Here is a 21523-nt window from a genome sequence, read left to right as displayed (position 1 = left end):
ACATCAGGTTATGGAAATAGCCATTCATTTAGTTTTGATGAAGAGGGCACTATAATCCCATTAATTTCCGCTCACGTTGCCATTCTGTTGGAGTATAAGTTTTAATTGATAAGGCATGAATACGGTTATCATTAATAAATTCTGCGAGAGGAGCATAAATAGCTTGTTGCTTTTTTACTCTGCTTAGATCTGCAAATAATTCACCAATAGCAATGACCTGAAAATGACTACCATCATTAGTCATGACATGCACTTCCTCAAGATCAAGTGAACTTTTTAATTTATCTATTATTTGCTGTTTGTCCATTATTAAAACTCATTATTTTTTGTGATTTTATGTTGAATATTATTCATATTATCTTAATTTGTCTTTTGATTAAAGATGAGCGTAACTTATTTTAGTATCACTGGTTGTAAATCATAAAGTGCAATTAAAGTAAGTAACTGAGGATTCACACTGTCTAAAGTAACATTATATTTATTACAAAAATAGACAAGTGTGGCAAGTCCCGAAGAGTCAACACGAATCAGCTGTGCCACATCAATTTTTTTCACCTCTTTTAATAGTGTATTTTGTATTGACCATATATCACTTAAGGAGTGAGCATCAAGCTCACCCTTTAGATATAATATATCTTGTTGCTTTTCGGTTGTGATTCGAGACATGTTAAGTTAACCTTTAGGTTTTTGATTCGGGTCTATTTTACGATTGGAAAGGTCATTTAATTGCTTCGTTAATGCATCAATACCATTTTGTCTTAAAATAGTTGACCATTCATTTTGCTTGGTAGTAATCATACTTACCCCTTCGGCAATTAAATCGTAAGCTTTCCATTCACCCGTCACCGAGTTCTTTCGCCATTGAAAATCAATACGTAATGGTTGTTGACCTTTGTCTGGTTGATTTAATAATACTCGAATAGAAATTAATGTTTTTCCAGTTAAATCTTTCGCTTTTTCAACTTGGTAAGATTGCCCATTATACATAGATAATGCTTGCGCAAAAGCTTGAACGAGATAGTTTTCAAAAGCATTAAAATAGGCTGTACGTTGCGCATCGGTCGCATCTTTATAGGCGTTGCCTAGAATTAGCGCACCCGCATATTTGACTTGTACATAAGGCAATAGGTCAGATCTCACAATATCTTTGAGCAAATTAGGATTTGATTTGATTGCTGATTGTTGTGCTTTCATGGTACTAAAAATTTTGTCAGCGGCCACTTGCATTTCATCATAAGGATTATTTTCAGCAAAAGCTGACATACTAACTGCTAAAGCGAAAATTAAAAAAATAGTTTGCTTAAATTTGGTTAACATAATGACAACTCCTTACTGTTCATTTGTATCTTGCGTATTTTGTTTCTTTTCTTTATTTGATGAATCACCCATACTATAAAGAAACTGACCAATTAAATCTTCTAACACCATTGCTGGTTTAGTATTGCTAACAACAAATCCTTCTTGAAAATAAGGTGGTTTGTCATTTTTTTGAGCCGTTGTATTAGTGGCATCAGGGGCATCTAATGCGTCAATGGCGAATTCGGTCGATTGATCTAACCCCAAATTGATATCAATAAATTGTTCACCTAAAATTCCTGAGGTTTTGATTGATAGTGAGCTGGAGCTTGGAATTTTATTGTACTGACTATCGATATCCATTGTTACATACGGTTTATAAATATCACTTCCTGATGATGTTAAGCTAATATTGGTTATTCGACCAATTACCACCCCACCAATTTTGATTGGTGATCTAACTTTTAATCCGCCAATATTGTCAAATACGGCGTATACTCGATATGAATTATGGCTAGTAAAAGATGTAGGATCGGTAACGCGAAAACATAAAAATAGTACTGAGCAAATGACTAGTACCATGAATAATCCAACTGTAATTTCGACTTTACGACTCATGTTTAATGACCTCAATGACTAAACATTAATGCGGTTAAAATAAAATCTAACCCCAAAATAACTAATGATGAATAAACAACTGTATTGGTAGTTGCTCGACTAATTCCTTCAGATGTTGGTACGCAATCGTAACCATTAAAAAGTGCAATCCAAGTACTGGCAATTGCAAAGGCAAAACTTTTTACAAAACAGTTGCCTAAATCATGCCACCAGTCAACATTACTTTGAATGGAAGACCAAAAAAATCCTGCATCAATACCTTTCCAATCAACGCCAACTAATACACCACCTAAAATACCAACTGCGACAAAAATAGCCGTTAAAAACGGCATAGAGAAAAATCCAGCCCAGAAACGGGGTGCAATAATACGCCGTAATGGATCGACTGCCATCATTTCCATGCTTGATAGTTGTTCGGTAGCTTTCATGAGACCAATTTCAGCTGTTAACGCCGAGCCGGCACGTCCAGCAAATAATAATCCAGCAACAACAGGGCCTAGTTCACGCAATAAAGCCAGCGCAACCATCATACCTAAACTTGCCTCAGCACCAAATGTGGTTAAGATAAAATAACCTTGTAGTGCAAGCACCATACCAATAAAAAGTCCAGATACAATAATAATCGTTAAAGATTGTACACCAACAAAATAAAATTGTTTGACCAGTAATGGGAACTGTTTCGCAAATTGTGGACGTCCAATGAGTGCTCCAAAAAGCATCATCCCTGAACGCCCCATTAAAGCGATAAGATTAATTAACCATTTTCCCAATCTTTCAAGTAAATTAAACATATGTTATATACCTCGGCTTAGGTCTAATTTATAGTCATCAGCGGGATAATGAAAAGGGACTGGTCCATCAGCTAAGCCTTCAAGAAATTGTTTTACACGCAAGTCGTCATTTTCGCGTAATTGCTGTGATGTTCCGCCTGCAATAATGTGTTGTTCAGCAACGATGTAAGCATAGTCCGCAATACTAAGGACTTCATTCACATCATGACTGACAACAATACAGGTTAATCCAAGCGATTGATTGATTTCTGAGATTAATTTAACAATGACGCCCATTGAGATTGGGTCTTGACCGGCAAAAGGTTCATCAAACATAATTAAATCAGGGTCAAGGGCAATGGCTCTGGCTAGCGCGGCTCGCCTTGCCATACCTCCGGATAATTCTGACGGCATCATACGGGCGGCGCCTCGAAGACCAACAGACTGGAGTTTCATCAATACTAAATTGTGTAATACAGGCTCAGGTAAATCAAGGTGTTCACGAATCGGGTAGGCAACATTATCGAAAACAGAAAGATCGGTAAATAGTGCGCCAGATTGGAATAGCATGCTCATGCGTTTTCTAACTTCATAGAGTCGGGCGCGAGACATACTTGGAATATCTTCACCATCGAATAATATTTTTCCTGATTGAGGTTTTAATTGACCACCGATTAGACGTAGTAGCGTGGTTTTACCAATACCTGAAGGCCCCATAATCGCTGTCACTTTGCCTTTTGGGACATTCAAGCTCATATTTTTATAAATTGGTCTTGTTCCTCGATAAAATGACATATCATGAATTTCAACCAAATTTTGCTGTAATGAGTCAGTCACTATGATTCCTACACTACCTTAATTAATTAAAATTAACGTTATTTTACTTGATAATGGCAAATAAAGAAATCGATAAAACATATTGTCAATCCTTATATTATGGTAATGCTTAAGGTAAAAAGCATTTTTAATTAAAAATCACTGAATCTTGATTTGTAATAGTCAAAAAAACTAAATGAGGTTTTTAGCGTGTTAAATCATTTTTTAGTCTGGCATTAAGCTGCGTTTCTAATAGGTTCAAATAATAATCACATATTCTGATTTATTCATGCCTTGCTTTGCGAGCTAAAAAATTACCTGTGCTTTGCACCAATTGAATCACAATAACTAAAATGACCACGCAAATATAGGTAACTGTGGTATCAAAACGTTGATAACCATATGAAATGGCTAAGTCACCAATGCCGCCTGCGCCAACTGCACCTGCCATTGCTGTCGCTCCAATTAAGCCGATAGTGGCAGTGGTTAGGGTTAAAATCAATGAACTAAATGCTTCAGGTAATATAAAGTACCAAATGATCTGGATTGGTGTTGCCCCCATTGATTCAGCGGCTTCAATAATGCCACTGTTTACTTCAAGTAAAGAATTTTCAACTAAGCGAGCAATGTAAGGGGCGACATAAAATGTTAAAGGCACGATAGCTGCTGTTGTACCAATCGAACTACCCACAATAAATTTAGTAAAAGGGACAATTGCCACTAGTAAAATAATAAAAGGTAGCGAACGAACTAAATTAATAATAGGATTCATAATCCGATATATTCGATTATTTTCAAGCAATCCTCCTGGGCGAGTTGTCACTAAACAAACACCGAGTGAAATACCAATTAATGAACCCAGTATTAAAGCGAAAAACACCATATAAAATGTTTCATAACTCGCTTGGATAAATTGCTCAACTGTCACGGTGGTTGAAATATTAGCTTTGAAATATTCAAGGATATTAGTGAAAATTTGCATTTAGTTTTCCTCCCAGTGGTTTATTTCAGTAACTTGTACGCCATGTTCTCGAAGGAATTGTACGGCTTCTTGGATATTGCTATCGTTACCTTTTAACTGAATAAACATACTGCCTAAAACCGTTTTTTCAATTTCAGACATATGAGCAAATAAAATGTTAACCACAACAATTTGTTTTAAAATAAGCGAATTGATAACGGGTTCTGAGGCTGAACGTCCTAAAAATTCAAGTTTAAATAGTTTAATATTGTCTTTTTTACCTTCTACTTCTAACAAATTTTCAACGACACCCTTTGGAATTTGATTGCTAATGACTGAATTGACAAAATTTCGAGTTGTTTGGTGTTGTGGGTGTCCAAATACATCCAGCACGTTGCCTTGTTCAATAATTTTACCTTTTTCCATTACGGCTACCTTATGACAAATTTGTTCAATAACATGCATTTCGTGCGTGATTAATACTACCGTTATTTTATATTTTTCATTGATTTTTTTGATTAAATCTAAGATTGCTCGTGTAGTTTGAGGATCAAGCGCTGAAGTTGCTTCATCACAAAGTAAAATATCCGGATCGTTAGCTAACGCTCTTGCTATGCCGATTCGCTGTTTTTGTCCGCCAGACAGCTCTTTAGGATAACTATCTGCTTTGTCATTTAATCCAACAAATTCTAATAATTCATTTACTTTTTGTTTAATTGTATGTTTATCTTTTTTGATTAGAATTAAAGGAATAGCAATATTTTCATAAACGGTTTTTGATTCAAGTAAATTAAAGTGCTGAAATATCATGCCGATCTTTCGCCTAACTTGGCGTAACTCAGAACCGGATAGTTGATTCAAAATTTGATTTTGTATAATGATTTGACCTTGTGTCGGTTTTTCAAGGTAATTGATTAAACGAACTAAGGTGCTTTTGCCTGCACCACTATAACCAATGATGCCAAAAATATCCCCTTTATCAATGGTTAAGTTGATCTTGTCTAAGGCTTGAGTGGTGATGCCGTTTCGCTCATATTGCTTGGATACATTTTCAAATCTAATCATTCTTGCGTCCCTATTAACTTTGGTCTATTTGGATAAGCGCTTGTTTGGCAAGTTTAGCTAAATAGTTTGCTGCAGGTATTATCATGTCAGGATTAATTTGAAATTTAGGGTGATGAAGTGCATAAGGGCTTTGAGAACCAAGGTTAATAAATGCGCCCGGTACATGATGTAAATAATGGGCAAAATCTTCACCGCCTAATTGAGGTTGAAAATCAATGATTTCATAACCCTCTTGTCTCGCAATATTTTTTGCAAGCTCGACCCATTTTTCTACATTTATGATTGATGGAGGGCCTTCGAACCATTTTAATTCAGCTTTTGCGCCCATTGCAATAGCAATATGTTCAATAATAGACCTTAACTGTTGTTTGACTTTAGCTCTGATTTGCGGTGTAAGGGTCCTTACCGTGCCTTCCATTTCAACCTTTTCAGGTATCACATTCCAAGTATTTCCACCTTCAAATTTAGTAATGCTGACAATTACAGCATCAAGACCACTTACAGAACGACTTGAAATAGTTTGTATGGCGTTTACAATTTGTGCACCAATAACAATAGGATCAATACCCGATTCAGGTCTTGCTGCATGTGCTCCAACACCGGTTATGGTAATTTCAATGCGATCAACATTAGCTGAAAAAGGGCCAGATCGTGATGCCATTTGATTAATGGTTAAATTAGGGTTGTTGTGTAAACCGAGTATGGCATCGACCCCTTTTAATGCCCCAATTTTGATAAATTGTAGGGCTCCACTAAAGTTTTCTTCCGCAGGTTGGAATAGTAAACGAATGGTCCCTGTTAAATCTTTTTCGTGTTCTTTTAAAAGATAAGCCGCTGCCATTAAGATTGATGCATGTACATCATGCCCACAAGCGTGCATAACATTTTTATTTTGGGAACGATAATCACAATTTGTTTGTTCATGGATGGGTAACGCATCAATATCAGCTCGTAAAGCCAGAATAGGGGAGCCTGTTCCAATTTCGGCAATGACCCCCGTTTTAGCACCTAATTCTATTATTTTAATGTTTGCTTTTTCTAAATACGTTTTCAATATTTTAGTCGTTTCGAATTCTTGATTTGAAAGCTCAGGATTTTGATGTAATGTAACAAAAAGCTGATGAATAGTTTGTGCAATAGGCTGATGCATAATATATCCAAAAAATGATTATGTGATGTTTTTAACGTTAGCACAGCTTAATTTTTCAACCTAATAATCGTTTTTTATATCTTATTCCAAAAAGTTATAAGATAGAATAACTTGGAATAAATAAACCATTATTTCTGTGCTAGAGTAAAACAAATGTCGATAGCCGATAAAGGGTAACTCAAATGAAAAATGGTTTTATCAAACATAAATTTTTACAACATATTGCTATTGTGGTTTTATTTAGTTCTGCATGTTTAATGAGCGCTTGCGATAATTCCTCTCAATTAGCCAATAATCAAACCAAAAAAGAGATTAGTATGGGGGTATCACCCGGTCCATATAATGATCTTTTTAGAGATGCGGTAAAACCTATTCTTGAATCAGAAGGATATAAAGTTAAATTGGTTAATTTTCCACATTTATTAGAATCGGATGTGGCATTGAGTGAAGGAAGCATTGATTTAACCGTTGCACAACATACTGCTTATATGAATGTATTTAATGCCCAACGCAAAGCTAATTTAAAGCCAGTTGTGCATGTGCCATCCGTACCCGCGGCGATTTTCTCTAGTAAGTATCAATCATTAGATAAGGTTTTTTCAGGGGCTGAAGTGGCTATTCCTCAAGATGCTTCAAATGCTGCACGGTCTTATAATTTACTTGAAAAAGCAGGATGGATTAAATTGAAAGAAAATACGAATCCTATTTTAGCGAGTAAAAATGATATCGCTGAAAACTTAGAGGGCATCGATATTATTGAAATGGATTCGGCAAATATTCCTAGAGTTCTTAATGAGCTTGATTTTGCTGTCATTCCGGGGAGTATTGTTTATTCGGCCAACATTGATTCAAGCAAAGCATTGCTTTTGGAAACCATTGTCCCCGATTTAGAAATTATGGTTGTGGTGAATGAAGGTAATGAAAACAGTCAATGGGCGCAGGATGTCAAACGTATTTATCAATCACAACAATTTAAAGATTATATGCAAGCTCACAATCAAAATGGTTATTGGGTGATGCCACAAGAATAAAATCCAAAATGTGCCCGTTGTGAAGGCGGGCATTTAATATCTTGACATTTGCGTGTCAACGGTTAATGCCCAAGCATCAATCCCACCACTAAGATTATAAAGATAATCAGTATCAAAACCATTTTCAGCTAAATAATTGGCAACATTAAGGCTCCGAACTCCGTGGTGACAGTAAAGTACAATGTCGATTTCATCGGGTATTTTATCTAAATAAAGTGGGATAAGATTCATTGGAATATGGACGGAATTTTCAAGGCGGCATATGGCTACTTCGTTAGATTCACGTACATCAAGTAAAAATAGAGGATGTTTCTGATTTAATTTTTCTGCAACTTCTGTCGGTGTAATAGATTTTATGTTGGTCATGATTTTTAATATTGTTAAGTAATGGTAAAAAATTGGATGTTTTATTTGTGTCTGAATATAAAGCAAAAACTTATCAAGTTTCAAATGATTTTAACATCATCCTGTTCGAGGAAAACAGGATGATGTGTTGAGTGTTATGCAGCTAAAGCTTTGCTAATTTTTTCATATAAGTCTTTTGATAAATGATCCTGTTTTAATAAGGTTTCAAGTGCTTGACGCATTTGTTGCTGACGTTGTTGATCATAACGTTTCAATCTGATTAATGGATCGATCAATCTTGCCGCAACCTGCGGATTTTTTTGATTTAATTCCATTAATATTTCGACTAAAAATTGATATCCACTCCCATCAGTTGCATGGAAAGCTACAGGATTATTATTAACAAAAGCACCGATTAAAGCGCGAATCCGATTGGGATTACTGAGCGAAAAGGATCGATGAGTTAAAAGTTTTTTCACCGTTGAAAGTGCATTTTTTTCTGGACTCGATGCATTCAAAGCTAACCACTTATCCATCACTAATCCGTCTTGATGCCATTTATTATCAAAATCGGCTAAAAGTTCTTGATGACAATCAAGCTGAGCTTTAACAGCAACTGTTAATGCAGCGATGGTATCTGTCATATTGTCTGCTTGATAATATTGTTGATGAACCAGATGATTTGCTTGTGATTTCTCATCGGCATGGGCTAAAAGCATCAAACAGGCATTTTTTAATGAGCGTTTAGCAATATCTTCATGTTCAATCCGATAATTTTCGATTTTATTGTGACGGTAAACTGCGGTTAATTCATCATAAAGTGCATTACCAAAACACGTTAATAAAAACAGGCGGACTTGATAGATGGCTATTGGGTCAACGACACTAAATAAATTGGCTAGTTCATTTTCCGAAGGTAAAGTGATGATTTGGGCAATAAGAGAGGGATCTGTTGATTCGGATAATAATATTGCTCTAAATGCATCGATAACTGAATCAGGAAGGCTTAGTTGTCGATTATCTTGATAATTTTTAACATTTTCCCGAATATATTTAATTAATAGCATTTGCGCAGCATCATAACGACTAAAAGCATTGGTTGCATGTTGCATCAAAAAAATCAAATCACTATCTTGATAATCATAGGTCATTTTTACCGGTGCAGAAAAATCACGTAATAATGAAATAATCGGTTTTTCATTCACGTTATCGAAAACAAATTGTTGTTTTGCTTGTGTTAAATTTAAAACGTGATGAATTGGCAGTTGGTTATGCTCAAGTTTAATGATTTCGCCGTTATGTTGATATAATTCAATATCAACAGGTATATGCAAAGCTTTCTTTTCAGCTTGATCTAAGGTTGCAGGCGTGTTTTGTTCGATAGTTAAATAATAGTGTTTGCTTTTTTCATCATAGCTATCTGTAATGGTTAATTCTGGTGTACCTGATTGGCTGTACCATAATTTGAATTGTGTTAAATCAATGCCTGAAGCATCTTGCATAGCAGCGACAAAGTCATCGCAAGTTGCTGCACTTCCGTCATGACGTTCAAAATAGCGTTTCATGCCAGCTTGAAACTTATCTTCGCCTAACAAGGTATGCATCATTCGTATCACTTCAGCCCCTTTTTCGTACACAGTCACCGTATAGAAATTATTCATTTCTATGACTTGATCAGGACGAATAGGATGAGACATCGGACTTGCATCTTCAGCAAATTGGACACTACGTAAGATTTTAACATCATCAATTCGCTTAACGGCTCTAGAGCCCATATCCGCGCTAAACTCTTGATCACGAAAAACCGTCAAACCTTCTTTTAGGCTAAGTTGAAACCAATCACGACAAGTAACACGATTACCTGTCCAATTATGAAAGTATTCATGACCAATTACACCTTCAATACCCAAATAATCATCATCAGTAGCCGTTTCTGGTTTGGCAAGGACATATTTTGAGTTGAAAATATTCAGACCTTTATTTTCCATTGCGCCCATATTAAAAAAGTCAACGGCAACAATCATAAAAATATCTAAGTCATATTCTAATCCAAAACGAGTTTCATCCCAGCGCATAGCATTTTTTAAACTGGTCATTGCCCAATGTGAACGATCTAAATTGCCTTTATCAACATAAATCTCCAGATCAACTTTACGGTTTGAACGAGTTATAAACTGATCTTTAAGAATATCAAAATCTCCGGCAACCAATGCAAACAAGTAGGCGGGTTTAGGAAATGGATCTTGCCATTGTACCCAATGACGACCGTCTGAAAGTTCTCCTTGTGCAATGCGGTTACCATTAGAAAGCAGATATGGGTATTGTTGTTTATTGGCGGTAATACGAGTTGAAAAACGCGCTAAAACATCGGGTCTATCTAAATAGTATGTGATATGACGAAATCCTTCAGCTTCACATTGTGTACAAAGTGCTTCTCCAGAAACATACAATCCTTCTAGTGCAGTGTTATCAATTGGTTTTATTTCATTGACGATGGTTAGTGTAAATTCATCTGATGGAACATTGTGGATAATAATGCCTGAGTCGGTAATGTGATAATCCTGCCAAGGCTGTTCATCGATATTGATAGCGATTAATGTTAAGTCTTCTCCATCTAAAACTAAGTCTGAGGCTTTAGCATTTTTTTGTATAATATGACTACGAGCCGTGACTGTTGTGATTTGTGCAGATAAGTTAAAATCAAGATCGATATCCGTAATGGTAAAATCGGGTGCTTTATAGTCCAGTCGATACTTTGCAATTGGTTGTGTTTTAGTATTATTCGTTGTCATAGTTATTGTGCCTTTTATTTTTATAAATAATTAAAATTCGATAAATATTGCATGATTTTCACAACTGAACTTATCGATATTGATGATGTTTAATTAATTCTTTTGAGTATAGTTAGGTTATATTATTTAATCTGGTTTGTTATTAATATTATAGCTTAATGAAGATAGGTTATTATATATTTAATCTATATCTTCAATATTATTCTGCTATAATCTCTAGAATTTTTTTAGAGTATTAACAACAAAAAGACATGTTACCAGCTATAATTACATCAATCTTAGATACTGATGCTTATAAGTTGCATATGCAGCAAGCCGTTTTTCATCATTACCCAGATACCACTGTCGTTGCGGAGTTTCGTTGTAGAAGTGATGATTTATTAGGTCAATATGCTGATGAAATAAAACATCAAGTCAAATTAATGGAATCATTAACGCTTTCCGATGATGAATTTCATTATCTATCTGGCATCTCCTTTTTTAAATCTGATTATTTAAACTGGCTCAAGAATTGGCGTTTTAATAGTCAATTATTGACGATAACTAATCGAGAAGGAAGACTTGATATAAGAATTGAAGGAAAGTGGCTAGATGTAATTTTATGGGAAGTCCCATTACTGGCAGTTATTAGCGAAATAGCACATAGAGATCGTTCTCCTAATATTGGCGTGTCGGAAGCTATAGCCCAACTCAAAAATAAATTAACAAGATTTAACGAGCAAACTGCAAATATGGATATGTCGGGCTTTAATTTAATGGATTTTGGAACCCGAAGGCGTTACTCATTTGCCGTACAATCTGCTGTTGTCGATTACCTAAAAAACCATTTTGACAATTTTCATAGTACCAGTAACTATTTACTGGCTTATCGACTAGGGCTTACCCCTGTTGGTACTCAAGCACATGAATGGTTTCAAGCTCATCAGCGATTAACCCCAACTTTGCAAGATTGCCAAAAAACAGCGCTTAAGGTTTGGTTAGAGGAATATCCTCAAGATTTGGGGGTAGCCCTAACAGACTGTATTACCATGGACGCATTTTTGCGTGATTTTGATACTTACTTTGCTAATCACTATCAAGGATTACGCCATGATTCGGGTGATTCGATTGAATGGGGTGAAAAGGCGATTGCCCATTACCAACAATTAGGGATTGATCCTAAAACAAAAATGTTAGTATTTTCCGATAGTTTAACTTTTGACAAAGCGATAAAGATTTATCAACATTTTCATCATCGAGTAAAATTGTCTTTTGGTATAGGGGGCTTTTTGGCGTGTGATATACCGTCTACTGAAGCAAATACCAAAGCCTTAAATATCGTATTGAAATTGACGCAATGCAATAATCAGTCTGTTGCAAAATTGTCAGACAGTCCAGGTAAAACAATATCGCAAGATTTAGCTTTTATTAATGAATTAAAAAGAACGTTTAACGTTAATCATTAAACTTATTTTTATAAAAAACGTGAATCAAATTATAAATGTTTTATTTAAAAATTTAATTTAATGCCAACTGAGACTAAAGTTAGGTAACTAAGTGGCATTTAGAATATACTTGTATTATTTTTAATACTATTTAACTTAATTAATATAGAGATGGATAATTAAAATGAATTCAGTTGCTCCTATTGTTGATGTGTTACAAGGCAAAATTGCTGTTGGTAGCACTATTTCTGTTCAAGGCTGGGTAAGAACGCGCCGTGATTCGAAAGCCGGTATTTCATTTCTAGCTGTTTATGATGGCTCATGCTTTGATCCTATTCAAGCTGTTATAGAAAAAGATCTGCCAAATTATGAACAAGATATTTTACGGTTAACGGCAGGTTGTTCAGTTAAAGTAACAGGTAAAGTTGTTGAATCTCCGGGACAAGGACAAAAATACGAGCTACAAGCAACACAAGTTGAGGTTTATGGATTTGTTGATGATCCTGAAACTTACCCAATGGCTGCTAAACGTCATTCAATTGAATATTTACGAGAAGTTGCTCATTTAAGAGCAAGAACCAACATTGTTGGCGCGATTACTCGTGTACGTCATACATTAGCGCAAGCTATTCACCAATTTTTTGATGAACGAGGCTTTTTTTGGCTTTCTACGCCAATTATTACCGCATCAGATACTGAAGGTGCAGGTGAAATGTTCCGAGTCTCCACTCTTGATATGTTAAATCTACCTAAAACAGACAAGGGGAAAGTCGATTTTGATAAAGATTTTTTCGGAAAAGAAGCTTTTTTAACGGTGTCAGGGCAATTAAATGCAGAAACGTACGCTTGTGCATTGTCTAAAGTTTATACTTTTGGGCCAACTTTTAGAGCTGAAAATTCCAATACAACACGCCATTTAGCTGAATTTTGGATGATGGAACCTGAAGTTGCGTTTGCTGATTTAAATGATAATGCAAAACTTGCAGAAGATATGTTGAAGTATGTCTTTAAAACCGTGCTTGAAAAACGTGCTGATGATATGCAATTTTTTGCTCAGCATATTGATAAAGAAGCAATCAATCGTTTAGAAAACTTTATTAATGCAGATTTTGCTCAAGTTGATTACACCGACGCCATTACTATTTTACAAAACTGTGATGCCAAATTTGAAAATCCAGTGAGTTGGGGAATCGATTTAGCGTCAGAGCATGAACGTTATTTAGCTGAACAGCATTTTAAAGCGCCTGTCGTTGTTAAAAATTATCCAAAAGATATTAAAGCATTTTATATGCGTATGAATGACGATGGTAAAACGGTTGCTGCAATGGATGTGTTAGCGCCAGGCATTGGCGAAATCATTGGCGGATCGCAACGTGAAGAGCGTTTAGATATGTTAGATAAGCGCATGGACGAAATGGGGCTTAAAAAAGAAGATTATTGGTGGTACCGTGATTTACGTCGATATGGTACTGTTCCTCATTCTGGATTCGGTCTTGGATTTGAGCGCTTAATTGTTTATGTCACTGGCGTACAAAACGTAAGGGATGTGATTCCTTTCCCAAGAACGCCACGAAATGCAAATTTTTAACTGGTATAAATAAACAAACATTTTTGGATGTTTATGATAAAACGCAAATTAGTGATAATTAGCAAATATGTATAAATTATAATCAAACGGTTTCGTTTTTGGGGTTAGACATCAAAATTAACGAAAAGTTCACTTGCTTTTAAAAAATTTTTATACATAATTTACACTACTGTAAAAAGTGGAAGAAAATAATAGTAATATTATTTTTGGATGAATAATCATTGTACATAAATAGGCACTAAACTTTTTAGTTAGTGTCTTTTAATAAATAACCATGAGGGTAAGAAATGAAACGTAATCTATTAGCAATCGCTATTCCTGCACTTTTAGTTGCAGCTAGCGCAAATGCATCTATTGAAGTTTGGAACAAAGATGGTAATAAAGTAGACTTTTACGGTCGTGTAAAAGCAGCTAACCACATCACTGATCGTGGTCAAGCAGGTGAAGGCGATGATACTTCTGCTCGTTTAGGTATGTCAGGTCAAACCCAAATCACAGATTGGTTATCTGGTTATGGTCGTTGGGAATATGAAGCTAAATCTGGAAAAGATGATCAAAAACCTGGTCATAGTGAAGTTCGTTATGCATTTGCTGGATTAAATTTTGGTGACTTCGGTTCATTTGATTATGGTCGTAATGATGGCGTATTAAAAGCAATTACTGCATATACTGACGTATTACCAGAATTTGGTGGTGACGCTGCAAACAACAATTGGAACGTGCTTTCTGCTCGTACTAAAGCTGTAGCAACTTACCGTAACAATAACTTCTTTGGTTTAAATGATGATATCAGCTTTGCAGTACAATATGCTGATAATGGTGATAACTCACTTACTAAAGATAATATTCGTGGTGAATCAAGAGAAGCTTGGGGTACAAACGTTCAATGGAACATTTTTGACACAGGCTTAACTGCAGGTATTGGTTATGCTCAATCAACTTCAAGTGATCAACGTCACAATACTTGGGCTACTGGTATTAAATACGATAACTATAATTTATATTTAGCTGCTAACTATTTCCAAAGCAAGTTAAAAAATCGTTATATCGATCATAAAGGTCATATTGCAGATGAAAAAGTTAAAGGTATCGAATTAGTTGCTCAATATGGCATTGAATTAGATGTTGGTCGTTTAACTCCTTCTTTAGCTTATGTTCAACATAAACTAACAAGTGGTTATGATGGTGATAATAAAGCGCATTACCGTTCAGGATCTCATAGCTCACCTATGGCTAAATACGTATCTTTAGGTGCAACTTATGATCTTAACAAAAATTTCAGCGCTATCGTAGAATATAAATTTAATCTACTTGACCATAAAGACATTGGTGCAGCGATGAATACGACTAATAATCGTGGTCATAAGAAAGCGAATACTCCAGGTACAAAAGATGTGTTAGGTGTTGGTTTAATCTACCAATTCTAATTCTTCTTAAATTATAAAAAAGACACTTAGGTGTCTTTTTTATCGCCTTTTGAATTTATTCCCGCCCAAAAAAACATTTTATGCTTAAAAAAATTTATTGTAGGTACTAAAATAAACTAAATTTCGTAGAAATTTACTTATTTGCATTGTTTATCTGCAATGTAAGCAGAAATCTTATATCTAATACAAGATATCACAGTAATAATATAATTGCTTAATTTTGCAGTTATTTATTAACCGAGAGCAAAGTAATTTGCATCTTTAAAAATATAAATACCTATGAGGGTAACAAAATGAAACGTAATCTATTAGCAATCGCTATTCCTGCTCTTTTAATTGCAGGTACTGCAAACGCTTCTATTGAAGTGTGGAATAAAGACGGCAATAAAGTCGATTTTTATGGTCGAGTTTATGCATTAAACTATATTACTGACAGAAACAACCAAACAGGCGAAGGTGATAAAACGACTGCACGTTTAGGTATGTCAGGTCAAACTCAAGTTACTGACTGGTTATCTGGTTACGGACGTTGGGAATATGAAGCTAAAACTGGTAAAAATGCTGACAACGAAACTCGTTATGCATTTGCTGGTTTGAATTTTGGTGATTTTGGTTCATTCGATTATGGTCGTAATGACGGTGTGCTAAAAACTTTAACTTCTTATACAGACGTTTTACCAGAATTTGGTGGTGATGCTTCAAATAATGATCTTTATGCATTATCTGCACGTACTAAAGCTGTAGCAACTTATCGTAATACTGATCTATTCGGTTTAGTTGATGGTTTACGCTTTGCTGTTCAATATGCTGATAACGGTGATAACAGCTCAACTAGCCATTTCAATGCAGTGAATCGTAACAACGGTCATGATAGTGCGGAAGCATGGGGTTCTGTTATCGATTGGGATGTGCTTGATACTGGTTTATCTGTTGGTGCTGGTTACACTCAAACTAGTGGTCACAAAAATGCTAAAGCATGGTCAGCAGGTATCAAATACGACAATGACAATGTTTATTTAGCTGCGCTATATATTCAAGGCAAACAAAAATATGGTTGGGATAATGCATCATCTAACCACAATGCAGATGACTTAAAAACCAAAGGTATTGAAATTGTTGCTCAATACGGAATCGACTTTGATATTGGTCGTTTAACTCCATCTGTTGCTTATATCCAACACAAAGTTAAAGATGCTTCTAGCTATTCTAGCGATGCAGGGCTTAAAGGTAATGACCTTGTTAAATATGTTGATGTTGGTTTAACTTATGCATTCAACAAAAACTTACAAGCTATTGTAGATTATAAAATCAACTTGTTAGATAAAGATGATATCGGTGCACGTCGTGCATTATATGATAGCAGCACATTTAGCAAATCAGAAATTAAAGCGACAACAAAAGATACTGTTGCACTTGGTTTAATCTATCAATTCTAATTAATTGCAATTTGATATTTTTTAAAGGCACTTTGGTGCCTTTTTTATTGTCCCGAATTTAATCAAATAAAACTTGAATTTTAATTGATACTCTGTTAAAAACATCAGCAATAATAATAGATTAGGACAACATTATGCGTTATACCACTCGTCAGTTAGCTGCTAAAAAAAATATTGCTTTAGTCGCACATGATCACTTAAAAGAGTCATTATTAAATTGGTGTAAAAAAAATCGAGAAGAGCTTTCTCATCATCATTTATGTGGTACAGGAACTACGGGAACATTAATTAAACAAGAAACAGGTCTAAATATTACACCTATGCTTAGTGGCCCTATGGGTGGCGATCAACAAATAGGTGCATTAATTGCCGAAGGAAAAATTGATATTCTTATCTTTTTTTGGGATCCGCTCAATGCGGTACCACACGATCCTGATGTCAAAGCTTTACTTCGTTTATCAACGGTCTGGAATATTCCGGTTGCGACTAATCAAGCAACCGCTAATGCACTGATTCAATCCTCCATTTTTACGCAAGAAATAGAAATTGAAATTCCTGACTATCAAGGTTATTTAGCTGAAAGGTTAAAATAATTGCCAATATAATCCCAAATACTACATAACAGAAAGGGCAAATATTGCCACAGAAAAGAGGGTCTAACATGTCGGCTTTATTGTTAATGTCTTTTGGGATTCTGATTATTGGTATTACAAAAACATTATCGGTAGTACCACTTTTAATTGCATTGTTTAAATGAGGTATTTTTATTGCCAAGCCTGTAAGAGAATGTTGAACAACAAATCAGAGTAATTTAAAAGTAAAACTATTGCGTGGGATTGAATTAATTCGAATTGGCTATGGCGAAGTTTGTTGGCTTATACCTATCGCCGTTTATTTATATTAGTTGCTCGATATAAAAATCGGATTTTGATATGCAACTTTAATAATTTTAATACTAATCGAATTGACAGTTGTCGGCTTTCTACAGTATTAATTTAAAATGAAGTTTCAATATTGTGAGTTAAAATGAAGAAAACGGATTAATTTCCCCTTTATTAAATAAAATCGCTTCTCCAGTATTCAGCTTGTACCATGTTTCATTAGAAGTTAATGGCAACGTTGAAATGATTGTGACGATATCATTAGGCGTAGTGTGTTTTTGAAAATCAATTTCAACATCTTCGTCAAGAAGTTTTGCTTTTCCGAAAGGTGCTTTACGTGTTATCCAATGTAAGTCAGTTGAACAATAAGCAAAAACATATTGACCGTCAGAGAGTAACATATTAAATACCCCAAGTTGGCTTAGTTTGTCAGCGCATTGCTTAATATAGCTGAATACTTCCAGATCATTACTGGGTTTTTGCGGATATTTCTTGTGAAGTTGATTAATGAGATAACAAAATGCATATTCACTATCAGTCAGACCTACAGGTTCAAATATCCCCATATCAAGATCTTCATAAGCTGTTAGCTGCCCGTTATGGGCAAAAGTCCAATTTTTTCCCCATAACTCACGCGTAAAAGGATGCGTATTTTCAAGTGCTACGCCTCCTCGATTTGCTTGGCGAATGTGGGCTATGACTGCTTTTGACTTTATTGGATACTGTTGAACAAGTTTGGCAATAGGCGAATAACTGCAAGGTTCAGGATCTTTAAATGTACGGCACCCCTTATCTTCATAAAAAGTAATACCCCACCCATCTTTATGCGGGCCCTTATCACCACCACGTTTGACTAAACTGGTGAAACTAAAACAGATATCTGTTGGCACATTCGCACTCATGCCCAATAATTCGCACATTTACTTGCTCATCTCTTTTTCGATTAGCATGATTAAAATATGAATCACTTTAATATGAATTTCTTGAACACGATCAGCATAACCAAAATGAGGAACTCGAATATCCACATCAGCAAGACCATGCATTTTACCGCCATCTTTACCGGTTAACGTAATCACTTTCATCCCTTTTTGTTTTGCTGCTTCAATTGCTTTTAGCACATTAGCAGAGTTACCTGAGGTAGAAATACCTAGTAGTACATCACCTTTTTGACCTACACCCTCGATATACCGAGAAAAAATCGAATCAAACCCAAAATCATTACCTACACACGAAATATGACTAACATCAGATATCGCTATTGCAGGATAAGCAGGGCGATTGTTGCGATAACGTCCAGTTAACTCTTCTGCAAAATGCATAGCATCACAGTGAGAACCGCCATTCCCACATGATAGCACTTTACCACCATGTTTGAACGAATCAGCCAATAATATAGCGGCTTGCTGAATATGTTCTAAATTTTTATCATCTGAAATAAATTTATTTAACACATCAGCTGCTTCATTTAACTCATTTCGAATATTATCAATATACATTAATCTTACCCTCATAAAAAATTTAGCCACCATTGTAATTCTTTCAAAATAGCTTGCAAGTACTAAAAAATAAATTTAATTCTCATTCATTTTTTTATTTTTCATGACTGGTCAATTAAAACATCGTCTTGAAAATAAAAACTAAAATGAGTGATCAGTCTTAAAACATCAATTATTCTAAATTGATTATCTACAATATGAGCTTAATTAAATTATTTTTAAAAATAGTACAGTCTTATTTTTAGATATTTGATGTAAAGATCTTGCTCGTAGCGCTATTTGCTAATAGGAGAAGTCTGCAGTTTGTGATACAATTTGGCAGTTATTTTTTCACGAATAAAGATAGTGAAATTGCATTTAAAAATCAATTGATAAGGAATTAGTATGCAAACTATTGAAGCTAAAGTTATCGCACCAAAAGCAAAAGTTGCCATTATTGTGGCACGTTTTAATCATTTTATAAATGATAGTCTTGTTAATGGCGCTACCGATGCATTAAAACGTATTGGGCAAGTCGATGATAAAAACATTACAGTCATTTGGGTACCTGGTGCTTATGAGATCCCACTAGCGGCAAAAGTTGCAGCACAATCCAAAAAATATGATGCAATAGTTGCATTAGGAACCGTGATTCGAGGTAGTACGGCGCATTTTGATTTTGTTGCTGGCGAATCAAGTTCTGGTTTATTAAGTGCAAGCCTAGATTATTCGATCCCAGTTGGATTTGGTATTTTAACAACTGAATCTATAGAACAAGCTATTGAACGTGCAGGCACAAAAGCGGGTAACAAAGGTGCTGAAGCAGCATTAACTGCGCTTGAAATGCTAAACGTTATTAAAGCAATTAAGGAGTAAGTTAGTGGCATCAGTCAATCCTCGTCGTCGAGCAAGAGAGTGTGCGGTACAAGCAATATACTCTTGGCAAGTTTCCCGAAATGATCTTGCCGATGTTGAGACCAGTTTTATTGCAGAACAAGATATGAAAGGCGTTGACTCCAAGTATTTTCGAGAACTCTTAAATGGGGTGGGTAAAAATACAGCAGAGTTAGATGATAAAATGGCGCCATACCTCACTGAACGTACAGTTGAAGAGCTAGGTCTAATTGAATTAGCAATATTGCGAATTGCGCTATATGAATTAACCAAACGCCAAGATGTACCGTACAAAGTCGTGATTAATGAAGCAATCGATCTAACAAAAACGTTTGGTGCTGCTGATAGCCACAAATTTGTTAACGGTGTATTAGATAAAATAGCTCCAACCATTCGTACACGATAACTGACCAAAAGTGAGATTGAAATGAACAACAATTCTGAAAAAAATAAACCAACCATTTTTTTTGCGAAGAACAGTGAACCTCAGAAACGTTCTCGCTCAACTCAGCAGAAAATGACGGGTCGTAAAGACAATTTTAAAAAAGATTCATTTCAGTCTAAAACCAAAATTAGACAATCAGTAAATGACCGTATTGAAGTATTTAAACCTAAAACCAATAAACCCGGGACAGAAAAACTGACTCGTAATTTAGAATCAAATTTTAAGTATGGTCAATTTGTCGAGCATGATTCCCCATGGCAGAAAAAAGTTCGTGATAATGAGCAAACGCCTACTTATGGTTATGATGAATATCGTCAACGTAAAGAAGAAACCCTCGTTTATAGTGAAAACAGTTGTAAAGCTGTTTTCAAACATCGACGCTCAGCAATCGTCAAATTATTTATTACTCAAGATATGACCTATCAGTTTAAAGATTTAATTAGCTGGTTAGTCAATCAACGTTTAGGCTACGATGTCGTATCGGTTGAACAAATTGCGAAAATAACCCAAACGGAGCATCATGGTGGGATCTGTTTAATTGTTAAAAAACGTATACCACTTACATTAGTCGATTACCTCGAAAAAAATAGTGGCAAAAACCAAGATTGTGTTTTAGCAATTGATGATGTGAATAATCCCCATAACTTAGGTGGAATTATTCGAAGTGCCGCATTTTATGGTGTAAACGGGGTCATATTACGTCAGACTAATTTACTCAATAGTGGCGCAGCAATGCGTATTGCCGAAGGGGGAATCGAAGCGATTGAGTCGATAAAGAGTGATGACTTTGTTGCTTCGCTTGAACGATTAAAACAACATGATTATCAGATTGTTGCCTTATTACCATGCCCGGTTAAGTCAATTAAATCGAGTGAATTACACCAAATTAAATTCAATAAAAAAGTCGCTATCGTTATTTTTCAACAAATTAATCGAAAACTGGTAGAATGTGCAGATGTAGTTGTACATTTACACGGTAATGATAATATGGCGGCACTAAATATTTCTGTTGCTACAGGTATCTTATTATCAACATTATAATTAAAAAATATGATTACTTTATTTTTGCTCAAAACATTAATACCTATAAAGGTTAATGGGATTTG

The 21523-nt window shown here is 35.2% G+C and carries 22 protein-coding genes; 9 read left to right on the top strand and 13 right to left on the bottom strand.

Features of this window, described 5'->3' with window-relative positions:
* Positions 1-49: 49 nt before the first annotated feature.
* The 9 genes from J3U36_RS01720 to J3U36_RS01680 all read right to left on the bottom strand — a co-directional run bounded on the left by J3U36_RS01720 (position 50) and on the right by J3U36_RS01680 (position 6676).
* Positions 50-307, bottom strand: a complete 258-nt coding sequence (locus J3U36_RS01720; protein ID WP_220216609.1) for a BolA family protein — start codon at positions 305-307, stop codon at positions 50-52.
* Between the two features lie 86 nt (positions 308-393).
* Entirely contained in the window at positions 394-666 is a 273-nt protein-coding gene (locus J3U36_RS01715; protein ID WP_065558874.1) for an STAS domain-containing protein, read from the bottom strand.
* A gap of 6 nt (positions 667-672) precedes the next feature.
* Positions 673-1317, bottom strand: a complete 645-nt coding sequence (gene mlaC / locus J3U36_RS01710) for a phospholipid-binding protein MlaC (RefSeq protein WP_065558873.1) — start codon at positions 1315-1317, stop codon at positions 673-675.
* A gap of 12 nt (positions 1318-1329) precedes the next feature.
* On the bottom strand, positions 1330-1914 hold the full coding sequence (gene mlaD, locus J3U36_RS01705) for an outer membrane lipid asymmetry maintenance protein MlaD (RefSeq protein ID WP_267352325.1): 585 nt from the start codon (positions 1912-1914) through the stop codon (positions 1330-1332).
* A gap of 11 nt (positions 1915-1925) precedes the next feature.
* The gene (mlaE, locus tag J3U36_RS01700) at positions 1926-2705 is read right to left on the bottom strand and encodes a lipid asymmetry maintenance ABC transporter permease subunit MlaE (RefSeq protein WP_065558871.1); all 780 of its coding nucleotides are present in this window, start codon (positions 2703-2705) and stop codon (positions 1926-1928) included.
* A gap of 3 nt (positions 2706-2708) precedes the next feature.
* Positions 2709-3521: a phospholipid ABC transporter ATP-binding protein MlaF gene (gene mlaF / locus J3U36_RS01695; RefSeq protein ID WP_267352324.1), complete on the bottom strand. Its 813-nt coding sequence runs from the start codon at positions 3519-3521 to the stop codon at positions 2709-2711.
* Between the two features lie 262 nt (positions 3522-3783).
* Complete coding sequence (locus J3U36_RS01690; RefSeq protein ID WP_267380858.1) at positions 3784-4482, bottom strand: methionine ABC transporter permease; 699 nt, start codon at positions 4480-4482, stop codon at positions 3784-3786.
* A complete protein-coding gene (locus J3U36_RS01685; RefSeq protein WP_267380857.1) occupies positions 4483-5526 on the bottom strand; it encodes a methionine ABC transporter ATP-binding protein in 1044 nt (347 codons plus the stop codon). It abuts the gene before it with no gap.
* Positions 5527-5539: 13 nt separating this feature from the next.
* On the bottom strand, positions 5540-6676 hold the full coding sequence (locus J3U36_RS01680; RefSeq protein WP_267380856.1) for an amidohydrolase: 1137 nt from the start codon (positions 6674-6676) through the stop codon (positions 5540-5542).
* Positions 6677-6858: 182 nt separating this feature from the next.
* Here J3U36_RS01680 and J3U36_RS01675 point away from each other — a divergent pair, with 182 nt between their 5' ends.
* Complete coding sequence (locus J3U36_RS01675) at positions 6859-7707, top strand: MetQ/NlpA family ABC transporter substrate-binding protein (protein WP_267380855.1); 849 nt, start codon at positions 6859-6861, stop codon at positions 7705-7707.
* 33 nt (positions 7708-7740) lie between these two features.
* On the opposite strand, the gene J3U36_RS01670 is transcribed toward J3U36_RS01675, so the two are convergent.
* Positions 7741-8073, bottom strand: a complete 333-nt coding sequence (locus J3U36_RS01670; RefSeq protein ID WP_267380854.1) for a rhodanese-like domain-containing protein — start codon at positions 8071-8073, stop codon at positions 7741-7743.
* 134 nt (positions 8074-8207) lie between these two features.
* Complete coding sequence (gene pepN / locus J3U36_RS01665) at positions 8208-10844, bottom strand: aminopeptidase N (protein WP_267380853.1); 2637 nt, start codon at positions 10842-10844, stop codon at positions 8208-8210.
* A gap of 251 nt (positions 10845-11095) precedes the next feature.
* Between pepN and pncB the strand changes: the two genes are divergently transcribed.
* The 5 genes from pncB to J3U36_RS01640 all read left to right on the top strand — a co-directional run bounded on the left by pncB (position 11096) and on the right by J3U36_RS01640 (position 17312).
* Positions 11096-12289 carry a nicotinate phosphoribosyltransferase gene (pncB, locus tag J3U36_RS01660; protein WP_267380852.1) on the top strand — a complete coding sequence of 398 codons (1194 nt, stop codon included), beginning with the start codon at positions 11096-11098 and terminating at the stop codon, positions 12287-12289.
* Between the two features lie 163 nt (positions 12290-12452).
* Entirely contained in the window at positions 12453-13856 is a 1404-nt protein-coding gene (gene asnS / locus J3U36_RS01655) for an asparagine--tRNA ligase (RefSeq protein WP_065558865.1), read from the top strand.
* Between the two features lie 287 nt (positions 13857-14143).
* A complete protein-coding gene (locus J3U36_RS01650) occupies positions 14144-15283 on the top strand; it encodes a porin (RefSeq protein ID WP_065558864.1) in 1140 nt (379 codons plus the stop codon).
* A 293-nt stretch (positions 15284-15576) separates the two neighbouring features.
* Positions 15577-16719: a porin gene (locus tag J3U36_RS01645; protein ID WP_267352315.1), complete on the top strand. Its 1143-nt coding sequence runs from the start codon at positions 15577-15579 to the stop codon at positions 16717-16719.
* Positions 16720-16853: 134 nt separating this feature from the next.
* Entirely contained in the window at positions 16854-17312 is a 459-nt protein-coding gene (locus J3U36_RS01640) for a methylglyoxal synthase (protein ID WP_267352314.1), read from the top strand.
* Positions 17313-17740: 428 nt separating this feature from the next.
* Here the strand turns inward: J3U36_RS01640 and J3U36_RS01635 are convergent, their stop codons facing one another.
* Together J3U36_RS01635 and lpcA are read right to left on the bottom strand one after the other, a co-directional pair.
* Positions 17741-18520, bottom strand: a complete 780-nt coding sequence (locus tag J3U36_RS01635; RefSeq protein ID WP_267380851.1) for a class II glutamine amidotransferase — start codon at positions 18518-18520, stop codon at positions 17741-17743.
* On the bottom strand, positions 18521-19099 hold the full coding sequence (lpcA, locus tag J3U36_RS01630; RefSeq protein WP_267352312.1) for a D-sedoheptulose 7-phosphate isomerase: 579 nt from the start codon (positions 19097-19099) through the stop codon (positions 18521-18523).
* Between the two features lie 384 nt (positions 19100-19483).
* On the opposite strand from lpcA, the gene ribE reads away from it, so the two are divergent.
* From ribE to J3U36_RS01615, 3 genes are read left to right on the top strand one after another with little or no spacing between them, the layout of a single operon-like run.
* Positions 19484-19954 (top strand): 6,7-dimethyl-8-ribityllumazine synthase, encoded by a 471-nt coding sequence (ribE, locus tag J3U36_RS01625; RefSeq protein WP_411589901.1) that lies wholly within the window; start codon positions 19484-19486, stop codon positions 19952-19954.
* A gap of 4 nt (positions 19955-19958) precedes the next feature.
* A complete protein-coding gene (gene nusB, locus J3U36_RS01620) occupies positions 19959-20378 on the top strand; it encodes a transcription antitermination factor NusB (protein ID WP_065558858.1) in 420 nt (139 codons plus the stop codon).
* Between the two features lie 21 nt (positions 20379-20399).
* Positions 20400-21458 carry a TrmH family RNA methyltransferase gene (locus J3U36_RS01615; RefSeq protein ID WP_267380850.1) on the top strand — a complete coding sequence of 353 codons (1059 nt, stop codon included), beginning with the start codon at positions 20400-20402 and terminating at the stop codon, positions 21456-21458.
* The last annotated feature ends 65 nt before the right edge of the window (positions 21459-21523 follow it).

Source organism: Gilliamella sp. B3817 (assembly GCF_026536705.1).
GTDB classification, from domain to species: domain Bacteria; phylum Pseudomonadota; class Gammaproteobacteria; order Enterobacterales; family Orbaceae; genus Gilliamella; species Gilliamella apicola_I.
The sequence above is the reverse complement of the archived record's forward strand: the minus strand, read 5'-3'. Positions and strand labels throughout refer to the sequence as shown.